Here is a 12,026-nt window from a genome sequence, read left to right as displayed (position 1 = left end):
ACAGTCTTCCCCGCGGTTCGCGCAACCGCACGGCCGGGAATCGATGTCTAGGGAAGAACAGGAAGTACGAGCGGGGGGACGCAGGGGATGAGGACGATGACGGGGACGGGCAGCAGATCGCCGCTGGCGGTGGCCGCGGCGGTCGTGACGGCGGCGCTCTCGACGGCCGTGCTGGCGGGCTGCGGACCGCAGGACACCGGGGCCTCGGGCAAGGACAGGCCGCCGGCCACCTCGGCGGCGCCGTCGCCGACCGCGACGACCGCGCAGCCGTCGTCGGAGCCGCCGGCCACCACCGCGCCCCCGACGACATCGGCCGCGCCCACCACGACCGCACCGGCCTCGCCGACGGCTCCGGCCACGACCGCGCCGCCCGTCGTCCCCGCCGTGATCGCCACCGGCTCGACCAGCGCCAAGGTCCGCGAACTCCAGGCCAGGCTCGCCCAGCTCCACCTCTTCAGCCAGTCCCCCACCGGCTACTACGGCACCGTCACCCAGCACTCGGTGAGCGACTTCCAGGAGCGGCACGGCCTGGCCATCACCGGCCGCGTCACCCAGGACACCTGGACGAAGCTGCGCTCGCTGACCCACGCCCCGACCCACAAGGAGCTGTACCCGGTCGCGCCGCCCAAGCCCGCGGGCAAGCTCGACCCGCGCTGCATGACCGGCCGCGCCATGTGTGTGAGCAAGACCACCCGCACGCTGTCGTGGGTGGTCGACGGCAAGGTCAGGGCCACCATGGACGTCCGCTTCGGGTCGCAGTACACCCCGACGCGCGAGGGGCTCTTCCACGTCACCTTCAAGAGCCGCGACCACGTCTCGACGCTCTACAACACGGCGATGCCGTACGCGATGTTCTTCAGCGGCGGCCAGGCCGTGCACTACTCCTCGGACTTCGCGGCCCGCGGCTACGCGGGCGCCTCGCACGGCTGTGTGAACGTACGGGACAAGGCGGCGGTCTCCGCGCTGTTCGACCAGGTCAAGGTGGGTGACAAGGTCGTCGTCTACTGGTGACGCGGGCAGAGTCGATCCTTGTGGTGACGGGCGCGGCCGGGCAGGGGGAATGCGCCCGGCCGCGCCCTTTGCACGGACCCCGATACGGGGAGAACCGGGGTCCGCAGGACCGATGACCAGTCGGTCCACTTCCTACAGCGCACCGGCACGCGGAAGTGTCACCTGGCCGCACCCGCCCCGGCCGTCCCATGATTCGTCGGAGGGGTCGGCGGCCGGGGCCGCGGGCCCCGGAAGCGCCCCGCGCGGCGCCGTACCGAGCCCCGCGGGTCGCGTCACAGGGCCTTGGAGGTCGAGAAGGTCACGCCGACGTGGTCGGCGTCGGCGCGCGGGTCGTCGTCGTGTTCGAGGAGTTCGGCCAGGCGGCGCAGGCCGCGGTGGGTGGCCATCCGGACGGACCCGGCGCGCTTGCCGAGGACGCGGGCGGCGCTGGTGGAGTCCAGGCCCATGACGACGCGGAGCAGGACGGCCTCGGCCTGCTCGCGCGGCAGGGCGGCTATCGCGGCCAGGGCGCGGTCGGTGGCGACGGCGTCCAGCGCCTCGCCCGCGGTGTCGGCCCGGTCGGGGAGCTGGACGAGTTCGTCGACCCCCGCGCCGGAGACGGGCCGCCGGGCGCGGGCACGGATGTGGTCGAGCGCGCGGTTGCGGGCTATGCGCGCCGCCCAGCCGCGCACCGAGTCGCCCGCACCGCGGAAGTTGGGGAGGTCGCGGGCGATCTGCAACCAGGTCTCGGAGGCGACGTCCTCGGCGTCCACCGGTCCGACCAGGCTGCGGACGTATTGCAGCAACTGCGGTTGCACAGCGCGGTACACGACGCGGAACGCGGCTTCGTCCCCGCGCTGCGCCCCGGCTACCGCGGTCTCCAGGTCCACCTCTGGCCCCACCCCCTCGAACACTCGCCCCATCCTGCCTCATGTGGGAGCGCTGACACTTTTGAACCATGGGAGCGGTGACACTTTTGAACGGGGATACGCCGTACAAGACGGCGGCCGGGGACGCTCCTGTGGGGGGAGGCGGCCCCCGGCCGTCGTCAACTTCCCCCACGCAGTCCCCTCATGAACGGTCGTTGAGGAGTCCTCCGATGTCATTGGACCGCCTCCTCGACGGGCTCCCGGGCGGACTGCCGCCGGGACGGCTGGTCCCCGGCTCCGCGCCGGGACTGTGGCTGAGCGACGAACCCGTGGTCGCACCGGGCCGGTTGTGGGCCCGCTACCAGGCGCAGCAGGAGGAGACCGGCTGGCGGCCGGTGCTGATGGCGTGGCCGTGCGCGAACGGCTTCGGGCACCGCGCGGCCGAGATCGACGCGGTGGACGCGGAGGCGTCGCTGCGCGAGTCGTGGGGGACGTACCAGGAGGCGCGGTCGCTGCTTCCGCCGCACCCGGCGATCGACGAGGTGTGGCCGGACGACGCGGCGGCGCTGCTGGCGGCCGATCCGGGGCCGCCGTTCACCGCCTTTCCCGGGCTCGCCGGCGCCTCGCCGCCGCATCCCGGCCCTTCGCCCGACGCGGTGGCGCGCGCGGCCGTCGGGCAGATGCTGCACTACTTCACGACCCGTTTCATCGCGCACATCGCGCTGGTCCGCGCCGAACGCAGCGCCGACATCCCGGCGCTGGCGGGCTGGGAGACCGAGGCGCCCGCGCTGGAGCTGTCGGCGCTGCTGCGTACGTGGGAGGACCGGTTCGGGGCGCGGGTGATCGGCTTCGAGGGCTCGTCGGTCTTCGTGTCGGTGGCCTCGCCGCCGCTGGCCTCCGCGCACGCCGGGCACGTCGCGCTCGAACACGTGCTGACCGGGGCGTCGAATCTGAACGACGGGACGTTTCCGTTCCCCGACTACGCCGAGGCGCTGCGCGGGGAGCGGCTGTGGTCGTTCTGGTGGGACTGAGCGGCGCCGGGCCGGGGCGGGCCGACGGGGGGCGCGTCAACGGGGGCGGGCCGACGGGGGTCGCGTCAACGGAGGTCGTGTCAACAGGGGGCGCGTCAACGGCGGGCGCGCCGCCTCACGTACGAGTGAAGTTCAAGGTCCCGTCGGACATGTTCGAACCGGCTGCCCCTAAAGTGGGAGCACTCCCCCTGCCGTACCTTCCCTAGCCGAAGCCGTACCGAATCCGCACCTGTCGTACCGCCGTGCCGATTCCGTACCCCCGGTCCACCCGATCCAGGAGCCCAGCGCTGTCCAGCGACACCCCGCCCGAGGGGCTGTATCTGCTCAACCGGGCCCCCTCCCTGGTCGCGGAGGCGGCGCTGCGCACCTGCTGCGGCAGCCACCGCTGGGCCCGCCGGGTGGCCGCGCACCGGCCGTATCCGACGGTCGAGGCGCTGCTCGCCGCGGCCGACGAGGCGGCGTACGACCTGACGTCGGGCGATCTCGCCGAGGCGCTGGCGGGCGAGGCCACCACCGCGCTGCCCGACCGCGGCGGCCTGACCGTGCACACCGCGCTGCGGGCCGCGAACGCGGCGTACGAGGCGAAGTTCGGCCACGCCTTCGTGATCGCGCTGACCGACCTGGACGACCCCGGCGACCCGGCCGCCGCCCTCGACCTGACGCTGGCGAGCCTGCGCCAGCGCCTGGGGCACGACGAGGACGAGGAGTCGGTGGCGACGGCCGAGCAGCTGCGCCGGATCTGCCGCGCGCGGCTGCTGCGACTCGCGGACACCGGTGGGCATCTGGCCGAGTCCGGCCCGCGAAAGACCCCCGCCGGTTCACCCGACCGTGCGGGATCGATCACACCTGGCCTACCCCGCGGTCCGGAGCCGACATCGCGTCGCTACGATGGCCGGGGCCGGTGGACCGTACCCGGCCGGGCGTGACCGACACCGAAGCCGGCACCCCTCGCCCCGCTCCCGGAGGGTTTTTTCCGTGCCGGCTGGAACGCTGTACCGCGGCCGGGAAGGCATGTGGTCCTGGGTGGCTCATCGAGTCACCGGTGTCCTCATCTTCTTCTTCCTGTTCGTCCATGTCCTCGACACCGCCCTGGTGCGGGTCTCCCCCGAGGATTACGACAAGGTCGTCGCGACCTACAAGACCCCCATCGTCAGCCTGCTGGAGTACGGCCTCGTGGCCGCGATCCTCTTCCACGCGCTGAACGGCCTGCGGATCATCGCGGTCGACTACTGGACCAAGGGCCCGCGTTACCAGAAGCAGATGCTGTGGACGGTGCTCGGCCTGTGGGCTCTCCTGATGGTCGGCGCGATCTACCCCGTCCTCGGCCACGCCGCACGAGTCCTGTTCGGGAGCTGACCGCACATGTCCACCGAAATCACTCCCGCGGACGCGGTCGAGCTGACCGGCTCCAGCGTCACGTACAGCCCGGACAACCCGGCCCCGGTCATCGAGCCGCCGCGCGCCCGCACCAAGCGGACCCCGCGCAGCTCCCGCACCAACTTCGAGCTGTACGGCTGGCTGTTCATGCGGCTGTCCGGTGTGGTGCTGGTCGTCCTGGTCCTCGGCCACCTGCTGATCCAGCTCGTGCTCGACGGCGGTGTCACCAAGGTCGGCTTCGCGTTCGTCGCGGGCCGCTGGGCCTCGCCGTTCTGGCAGGGCTGGGACCTGGTGATGCTCTGGCTGGCCATGCTGCACGGCGGCAACGGCCTGCGGACCGTCATCAACGACTACGCCGAGCGGCCGAACACCCGCATCTGGCTGAAGACGCTGCTGTTCACCGCGACGGCGTTCACCATCGTGCTCGGTTCGCTGGTGATCTTCACCTTCGACCCGAACATCCGCTAACGCGGCCGACACGGCCATCACCGCCAAGCCGCGAAGCCGCTGACGCCAAGCGCTGAGCCAGGGCTGGAACAGGGAAGCGACCCCCATGCAGATCCACAAGTACGACACCGTCATCGTCGGCGCGGGCGGCGCCGGCATGCGCGCGGCCATCGAGGCCACCAAGCGCAGCCGCACCGCCGTTCTGACCAAGCTGTACCCGACCCGCTCCCACACCGGCGCCGCCCAGGGCGGCATGGCCGCCGCCCTCGCGAACGTCGAGGAGGACAACTGGGAGTGGCACACCTTCGACACGATCAAGGGCGGTGACTACCTGGTCGACCAGGACGCCGCCGAGATCCTGGCGAAGGAGGCCATCGACGCGGTCCTCGATCTGGAGAAGATGGGCCTGCCGTTCAACCGGACGCCCGAGGGCCGGATCGACCAGCGCCGCTTCGGCGGCCACACCCGCAACCACGGCGAGGCCGCGGTGCGCCGCGCCTGCTACGCCGCGGACCGCACCGGCCACATGATCCTCCAGACGCTGTACCAGAACTGCGTCAAGGAGGGCGTGGAGTTCTTCAACGAGTTCTACGTCCTGGACCAGCTCCTGGTCGAGGTCGACGGCGTCAAGCGCTCCGCGGGCGTGGTCGCGTACGAACTGGCCACCGGCGAGATCCACGTCTTCCAGGCGAAGGCCGTGATCTACGCATCGGGCGGCACCGGCAAGTTCTTCAAGGTGACGTCGAACGCGCACACCCTGACCGGTGACGGCCAGGCCGCGGTGTACCGGCGCGGGCTGCCGCTGGAGGACATGGAGTTCTTCCAGTTCCACCCGACGGGCATCTGGCGGATGGGCATCCTGCTGACGGAGGGCGCCCGCGGTGAGGGCGGCATCCTCCGCAACAAGGACGGCGAGCGCTTCATGGAGAAGTACGCGCCGGTCATGAAGGACCTCGCCTCGCGTGACGTCGTCTCCCGCGCGATCTACACCGAGATCCGTGAGGGCCGCGGCTGCGGTCCCGAGGGCGACCACGTCTACCTCGACCTCACGCACCTGCCGCCGGAGCAGCTCGACGCGAAGCTGCCGGACATCACCGAGTTCGCGCGGACGTACCTGGGCATCGAGCCGTACACCGACCCGATCCCGATCCAGCCGACCGCGCACTACGCGATGGGCGGTATCCCGACCAACGTGCAGGGCGAGGTGCTGAGCGACAACAGCACCGTCGTGCCGGGCCTCTACGCGGCCGGTGAGGTCGCGTGCGTGTCGGTGCACGGCGCGAACCGGCTGGGCACCAACTCGCTGCTGGACATCAACGTCTTCGGCCGCCGTTCCGGCATCGCCGCCGCCGAGTACGCGCACGCGCACGACTACGTGCCGCTGCCCGACGACCCGGCGTCGCTGGTCGAGGCGCAGGTGGAGCGGCTGCGCGCGTCCACCGGCACCGAGCGGGTCTCGGTGATCCGCACGGAGCTGCAGGAGTGCATGGACGCCAACGTGATGGTGTTCCGCACCGAGCAGACCATCAAGACGGCCGTCGAGAAGATCGGCGAGCTGCGCGAGCGCTATCTGAACGTGGCGATCCAGGACAAGGGCAAGCGGTTCAACACCGACCTGCTGGAGGCCGTCGAGCTGGGCAATCTGCTCGACCTGGCCGAGGTCATGGCGGTCTCCGCGCTCGCCCGCAAGGAGTCGCGCGGCGGTCACTACCGCGAGGACTACCCGAACCGCGACGACGTCAACTTCATGCGGCACACGATGGCCTACCGCGAGGTGGACGCGACCGGCGTCGAGTCGATCCGCCTCGACTACAAGCCGGTCGTGCAGACCCGCTACCAGCCGATGGAGCGTAAGTACTGATGAGCACCCCGACGCTCGACAAGCACTCGGCGGCCCTCGACGCCGCCGAGGTGACCGACGCACACCTGATCACGATCACGCTGCGGATCCGCCGGTTCAACCCGGAGGTCGCGGCGGACGCGGAGTGGGTCGACTACCAGTTGGCCATCGACCCGAAGGAGCGCGTCCTGGACGCGCTGCACAAGGTCAAGTGGGAGATCGACGGCTCGCTGACCTTCCGCCGCTCGTGCGCGCACGGCATCTGCGGGTCCGACGCCATGCGGATCAACGGCAAGAACCGGCTGGCGTGCAAGACGCTGATCAAGGACATCAACCCGGACAAGCCGATCACGGTCGAGGCGATCAAGGGCCTGACCGTGCTGAAGGACCTCGTGGTCGACATGGACCCGTTCTTCCAGGCGTACCGCGATGTGATGCCCTTCCTGATCACCAAGGGCAACGAGCCGACGCGTGAGCGCCTTCAGTCCGCCGAGGACCGTGAGCGCTTCGACGACACCACCAAGTGCATCCTGTGCGCCGCGTGCACGTCGTCCTGCCCGGTCTTCTGGAACGACGGCCAGTACTTCGGCCCCGCGGCCATCGTCAACGCCCACCGTTTCATCTTCGACTCCCGCGACGAGGCGGGTGAGCAGCGCCTGGAGATCCTGAACGACAAGGACGGCGTCTGGCGCTGCCGCACCACCTTCAACTGCACCGACGCGTGCCCGCGCGGCATCGAGGTGACGAAGGCGATCCAGGAGGTCAAGCGCGCCCTGATCACCCGCCGCTTCTGACCCCTGCGTCCCCAAGGGCCCGCCCCGACCGGCCGTCTCCGGCCACGGGCGGGCCCTTTCGCGTTCCCGTACGCGGGTCCCTTCGCGGTCCCCTTCGCGCGCGCTAGCCCGCGGTCCCGGCCGCGTCGTGCTCGGTGAAGATCTCGCGGGCTGCCGTGACGCCGTTGAGGGCGGCGGGGAAACCGGCGTAGCCGGCCATTTGGGTGAGGGTTTCGACGACTTCGGTGCGGGTGCCGCCGAGGCGGAGGAAGGCGCGGATGTGGATGCGGAGCTGGGGGGCGGCGGTGCCGAGGGCGGTGCAGATGGCGATGGTGAGGAGTTCGCGGGTGACGAGGTCGAGGCCGGTGCGGCAGTAGATGTCGCCGAAGACGTGCTCGACGATGTAGCGGCCGAGGTCGGGGGCGATGTCGTCGAGGGTGGCCACGACGCGGACGCCGTCGGGGCCGTCGACGGTGCGCAGGGCGTCCAGGCCGCGTTCGTAACGGCCGCCGTCGACCGGCTCCTTGACGACCGGGTCGTCGTCGGCCGGGTGGTCCGCGAAGACCTCGCGGGCGGCGCCGAGGGCGTTGAGCGCGGCGGGGAAACCGGCGTAGACGGTGGTGTGGATGAAGGTCTCGACGATCTCGCGCCGGGTGCAGCCGACGTTGAGCGCCCCGGCGATGTGGAAGCGGAGCTGCGGGGCGGCGTTGCCGAGGGCGGCGAGCGCGGCGACGGTGGCGAGCTGCCGCTGCCGCGGGGTGAGGCCGGGGCGTGACCATAGGTCGCCGTAGCCGAACTCGATGGTCATCCGGGCCAGGTCGGGGGCGATCTCCGCGACCGAGTCGAGCAGGGCCGGGCGCTCGTCGCCGGTGACCGTGCGGAGGGCGGCCAGGCCGCGCGCGTACCGGTCGTCGGCGGGAGCGGATTCGGCGCGGTCGGTGGGGTCGGAGCCGTCTGCGGGGGTCATGACGACGACGCTAGGGGTTGGAGTCGACTCCAGCGCAAGTCCCACGCCAGCTCAGCCCGTGGAGTCGCGACCGCCGTCCCCGTTCCCCTCGGCCGCCAGCATCACCCGCCGCAGCAGGTCGGAGAGCGTGCGCCGTTCTGCCGGGGTCAGCACGCCCAGCAGCCGGCGCTCCTCCTGGCCCTGGAACTCCAGCGCCCCGAGCCACGCCTGCCGCCCCGCCTCGGTGAGTTCGACGTCGACCCGGCGGCGGTCGGCGGCCGACGGCGTACGGCGTACGTACCCGCGCCGCTCCAGGCCGTCGAGGCGGCCGGTGATGGAGGCGGGGGCCATCTTGAGGTCGGCGGCGAGTTCGGAGGGAACGGTACGGCCGCCGCGCCCGGCGAGCGTGTGCAGCGTCTCGTACTCGTGCTTGTGCAGGCCGTGGTCGACGAGCGAGCGCTGTTTGACCCTGCGGATGTGGTCGGTGAACAGCATGGCGCGGGTGGCGGCGCCCTCGACGTCGGGGTCGAGGTCGGGCAGCACGGGCTGCCAGCGGGCGACGTGGCCGTCGGTCCAGTCGTGCGGGGTGGGCATGGGCCGATCCTATGCCTACCCACCGGAGATACGTCGGTGCCGAAATATTCGTTGACGAAATGTTCGGCGCCGAAATACCTTGTTCGCCGTGACCACCCCGCCCCCGCACGAAGACCGGCACGACGACCCGCGTGACGACCCGCGCGACGAACGGCACGACGACCTCCGCGACGACCGGCACGACGCCCCCCGCGACGGCTCCCGCCAGGACCCCGTCGCCCCGCCCCCCAAGCCCCGGCACCCGCTCCGGCACCGCTCGTTCCGCCTGCTCTTCTTCGGCCGGACGCTCTCCGCCCTCGGCGACGCCGTCGTCCCGGCCGCGCTCGCCATCGCCATCAGCCGCGCGACCGGCTCGGCGTCCGCGCTCGCGGTCGTGCTGGGCTGCGCGATGGTGCCGCGCCTCCTGCTGCTGCCGGTCGGCGGCGTGATCGCCGACCGGTTCGACGCGCGCAAGGTCGCGCTCACCACCGACCTCGTCCGCTGCGCCGCGCAGATCTTCGTCGGCCTCGAACTCGTCGGCGGCGACCCGAGCATCCTGGTCCTCGCGGTCGCCGAGACCGTCGGCGGCGCCGCCTCCGCCTTCGCCATCCCGACCTCCGCGCCGCTGGTCGCGGGCACCGTCGAGGAGGACGGCCTGCTCGGCGCCAACTCCCTGATGGCGTCCGCCGCGAGCGCGACCCGGCTCGGCGGCCCCGCGCTCGCCGGACTGCTGATCTTCACCGCGGGGCCCGGCTGGGCGTTCCTGCTGGACGCCGCGTCCTTCGCGGCGAGTGCGGCGCTGCTCACCCTCGTCCGGGTGCGCCGCACCCCCATCCCGCGCCGCTCGATGCGCGCCGACCTCGTCCAGGGCTGGACCGAGGTCCGCGCCCGCGACTGGTACTGGACCAGCCTGATCGCCCACGCGGTGTGGAACGGGGCCGCCGCCGTCCTGGCCACCCTCGGCCCGCTGATCGCGCACCACCGGCGCGGCGGCGACGGCATGTGGGTGCTGATGCTCGAAGCGGGCTCCGTCGGCCTGCTGACCGGCTCGCTGCTCGCCTCCCGCGCTCGGCTGCGCCGCCCCGTGCTCACCGGCAATCTGGCCCTGACCAGCTACGCGCTGCCGCTGGTCCTGCTCGCCGCCGACGCCCCCGCCGTGCCCTTGATCGTCTCCTACGGCCTCGCGCTCGGCGCGCTCGGCTTCTTCAACCCGGTCTGGGAGTCCTACGTGTTCAGCTCGGTGCCCGCCGGGGTGCTGGCCCGCGTGACCTCGTACGACTGGCTGCTCTCGCTCGGCGCGATGCCGGTCGGATACGCGCTCGCGCCGCTCGCCTGCGACGCCTTCGGACCCGCCGTGCCGCTGTACGTGGCGGCGGCGCTGGTCGCCGCCCTGTGCCTGGGGACGGCGGCCGTCCCCGGTGTGCGGCACGCGACGACGGTGACCGACGCCCCCAGGGAGCGGGCACCGGTCACCGTCTGATCACCCCGTGGGGGGAGCTGTCGGGAACCCGCGGACTACGCGGTACGGCGGCGGTTGCGCGCGGTGAACAGCACCGCGCCGCCGAACGCGACGGCGCCGACCGCGATCGCGCCGATCAGCCGGGTCGCGCCCGCGCCGGTGGCGGGCAGCGAGGCGTTGCCCGCGCCGCCGGACACCGCGCCGGAGGACCCGGCCGATCCGGTGGTCCCGTTGGAACCGGAAGAACCGGAAGAACCGGCGGTGGCCGAGGCGTTCGAGGCCGACGTCTTGACCACGAGCGCGACCGTGTTGTTCGCCGCGTTGTGGTCGAAGGGCAGCTCGATCCGGTTCGGACCGGTCGTCAGCAGCGCCGCCTCGCCCCGGTGCACGCCGGTGGACGTGACGCGCAGGGTGAGCGGGAAGTCGTACGACTTCCCGCTGTAGAGGGTGACCGGGTGCTCGACGTCGGACTCCGTGTCCGACGCGCAGCGCAGGTACCGCTTCGCGGTGTCGCGCGGCGCGCACGTCACGGGCCACTCCACGAGTGCGGTGCCGTCGGGCACGCGGACGTCGAAGCGGGTGACCGGCGTGAAGTACTTGAGCGGGTCGATCGAGGCGGGTCCGTGGTTGTCCACGTGCACGGTGAGCTTGACCTGTGCGCCGTTCGCACCGGTGACCTCGGGCGCGGAGATCCCGAAGTCCGCGGTGTTGGTGACCGTGAAGTCCGCGCCGCCGTACGAGGTGTCGTTACGGCCGTCCGCCCCCGGGGTCCCGCCGGGAACCGGCACCAGGTGCAGGGCGGGCCCGGTGCCCGGCTCGCCCGCGGGGTGCGCGGTGGCCTCCTTCGGGGTGAACGCCGTGACGTCCACGCTCTCCGCGTAGGCGTCCGCGTTCGCCTTCATCGAGACGGTGTCGCGCACGCCGTAGCTGGCGCCGGCGGCGAGCGGCTGGTCGATGGCGCAGCGCGCCACCGTACGGTCCACGCCCTGCCGCGGGTCGCGGGAGGTGTCGTACACGCAGTTGGAGAAGCGCTCGACCGGGGTGAGGCCGTGCGACCACCGCAGCTCCAGTTGGACCGAGGCGACGTCGGCGTTGCCCTCGTTGGTGACGGTGACCGGCACGTCGCCGTTCGCTCCGGGGGCGAGGGTCGTGGCCGCCGCCCGGCCGACGACGAGGGACGGGCCGTCGGCCAGCGTCACCGTCGGCTTGAAGGTCTGCGTCTTGCCGTTGGTGTTGCGGTGGCTGACGCTGAACGACCCCTTGGCCCCGGCGGCCACGCCCGGCAGCGGCCGGATCTTCACCGCGACGTCGGGCAGGTCGAGCCGCCCGACCGGCGCGCCGGGCACGGTGCAGACGGCGTCGGCGCCGGTCACCGTACAGCCCTGCGGCCAGACGACCTCGGCGACGTTCTTCATGCCCGCCGCGGAGAAGGTCAGTCGCTGGGCGGGCACGGCCACGTTCGGGTCGTGGTGGAACATCGTGACCGCCATCGAGCGGGTGACCGGTTCGGCCCCGGCCGCCGTGGGCGCGAAGGTCACGTCGTAGGCGCGCAGGCCCAGGTCGATCGAATCGGCCGGCGCGGTGTCCGCCGGCGGCCCGTCGGCTGCGAAGGCCACGGCTCCGCCGCCGAGCGTCAACACCCCGGCCGCCCCAAGGGCCAGCGCCGCCGGGCGCAGCCGTCCGGTGAATGCGCGACCTCGCATGGTGTCTCCCCGTCACTT

Annotated in this window: 13 protein-coding genes; 8 read left to right on the top strand and 5 right to left on the bottom strand. The window is 72.2% G+C overall.

Going from position 1 to position 12,026, the window contains the following annotated elements; all coding sequences use genetic code 11:
* Nucleotides 1-47: 47 nt before the first annotated feature.
* Nucleotides 48-413 carry a hypothetical protein gene (locus ACIP4Z_RS19120; protein WP_355336878.1) on the bottom strand — a complete coding sequence of 122 codons (366 nt, stop codon included), beginning with the start codon at nucleotides 411-413 and terminating at the stop codon, nucleotides 48-50.
* On the opposite strand from ACIP4Z_RS19120, the gene ACIP4Z_RS19115 reads away from it, so the two are divergent.
* Nucleotides 385-1,011 (top strand): L,D-transpeptidase family protein, encoded by a 627-nt coding sequence (locus ACIP4Z_RS19115; RefSeq protein WP_355336877.1) that lies wholly within the window; start codon nucleotides 385-387, stop codon nucleotides 1,009-1,011. The genes ACIP4Z_RS19120 and ACIP4Z_RS19115 overlap by 29 nt on opposite strands.
* A gap of 272 nt (nucleotides 1,012-1,283) precedes the next feature.
* Here the strand turns inward: ACIP4Z_RS19115 and ACIP4Z_RS19110 are convergent, their stop codons facing one another.
* On the bottom strand, nucleotides 1,284-1,904 hold the full coding sequence (locus ACIP4Z_RS19110; RefSeq protein ID WP_317452472.1) for an RNA polymerase sigma factor: 621 nt from the start codon (nucleotides 1,902-1,904) through the stop codon (nucleotides 1,284-1,286).
* A 185-nt stretch (nucleotides 1,905-2,089) separates the two neighbouring features.
* Between ACIP4Z_RS19110 and ACIP4Z_RS19105 the strand changes: the two genes are divergently transcribed.
* The 6 genes from ACIP4Z_RS19105 to ACIP4Z_RS19080 all read left to right on the top strand — a co-directional run bounded on the left by ACIP4Z_RS19105 (nucleotide 2,090) and on the right by ACIP4Z_RS19080 (nucleotide 7,348).
* Nucleotides 2,090-2,890 carry a DUF4253 domain-containing protein gene (locus ACIP4Z_RS19105; RefSeq protein ID WP_401309416.1) on the top strand — a complete coding sequence of 267 codons (801 nt, stop codon included), beginning with the start codon at nucleotides 2,090-2,092 and terminating at the stop codon, nucleotides 2,888-2,890.
* A 242-nt stretch (nucleotides 2,891-3,132) separates the two neighbouring features.
* Nucleotides 3,133-3,816 carry a 2-oxo-4-hydroxy-4-carboxy-5-ureidoimidazoline decarboxylase gene (locus tag ACIP4Z_RS19100; protein ID WP_401309413.1) on the top strand — a complete coding sequence of 228 codons (684 nt, stop codon included), beginning with the start codon at nucleotides 3,133-3,135 and terminating at the stop codon, nucleotides 3,814-3,816.
* Nucleotides 3,817-3,865: 49 nt separating this feature from the next.
* Nucleotides 3,866-4,246: a succinate dehydrogenase, cytochrome b556 subunit gene (gene sdhC / locus ACIP4Z_RS19095; protein WP_188279402.1), complete on the top strand. Its 381-nt coding sequence runs from the start codon at nucleotides 3,866-3,868 to the stop codon at nucleotides 4,244-4,246.
* A gap of 6 nt (nucleotides 4,247-4,252) precedes the next feature.
* On the top strand, nucleotides 4,253-4,735 hold the full coding sequence (locus ACIP4Z_RS19090) for a succinate dehydrogenase hydrophobic membrane anchor subunit (protein WP_355336874.1): 483 nt from the start codon (nucleotides 4,253-4,255) through the stop codon (nucleotides 4,733-4,735).
* Between the two features lie 85 nt (nucleotides 4,736-4,820).
* Nucleotides 4,821-6,575, top strand: a complete 1,755-nt coding sequence (sdhA, locus tag ACIP4Z_RS19085) for a succinate dehydrogenase flavoprotein subunit (RefSeq protein ID WP_391050500.1) — start codon at nucleotides 4,821-4,823, stop codon at nucleotides 6,573-6,575.
* A complete protein-coding gene (locus ACIP4Z_RS19080) occupies nucleotides 6,575-7,348 on the top strand; it encodes a succinate dehydrogenase iron-sulfur subunit (protein WP_355336872.1) in 774 nt (257 codons plus the stop codon). The genes sdhA and ACIP4Z_RS19080 overlap by 1 nt, the downstream gene beginning before the upstream one ends.
* 103 nt (nucleotides 7,349-7,451) lie before the next feature.
* On the opposite strand, the gene ACIP4Z_RS19075 is transcribed toward ACIP4Z_RS19080, so the two are convergent.
* Both ACIP4Z_RS19075 and ACIP4Z_RS19070 read right to left on the bottom strand, forming a co-directional pair.
* Nucleotides 7,452-8,294, bottom strand: coding sequence for a carboxymuconolactone decarboxylase family protein (locus tag ACIP4Z_RS19075; protein WP_355336871.1), 843 nt, complete (start codon nucleotides 8,292-8,294; stop codon nucleotides 7,452-7,454).
* 51 nt (nucleotides 8,295-8,345) lie between these two features.
* A complete protein-coding gene (locus tag ACIP4Z_RS19070) occupies nucleotides 8,346-8,867 on the bottom strand; it encodes a MarR family transcriptional regulator (protein ID WP_391163321.1) in 522 nt (173 codons plus the stop codon).
* A gap of 88 nt (nucleotides 8,868-8,955) precedes the next feature.
* Between ACIP4Z_RS19070 and ACIP4Z_RS19065 the strand changes: the two genes are divergently transcribed.
* Nucleotides 8,956-10,326, top strand: a complete 1,371-nt coding sequence (locus tag ACIP4Z_RS19065; protein WP_401309407.1) for an MFS transporter — start codon at nucleotides 8,956-8,958, stop codon at nucleotides 10,324-10,326.
* A gap of 35 nt (nucleotides 10,327-10,361) precedes the next feature.
* Here ACIP4Z_RS19065 and ACIP4Z_RS19060 read toward each other — a convergent pair whose 3' ends face one another.
* Entirely contained in the window at nucleotides 10,362-12,008 is a 1,647-nt protein-coding gene (locus ACIP4Z_RS19060) for a hypothetical protein (protein ID WP_401309404.1), read from the bottom strand.
* Between the last annotated feature and the right edge of the window lie 18 nt (nucleotides 12,009-12,026).

The organism is Streptomyces sp. NPDC088910, from assembly GCF_044749865.1.
GTDB lineage: Bacteria > Actinomycetota > Actinomycetes > Streptomycetales > Streptomycetaceae > Actinacidiphila.
This window is presented reverse-complemented; position numbering and strand designations above follow the sequence as displayed.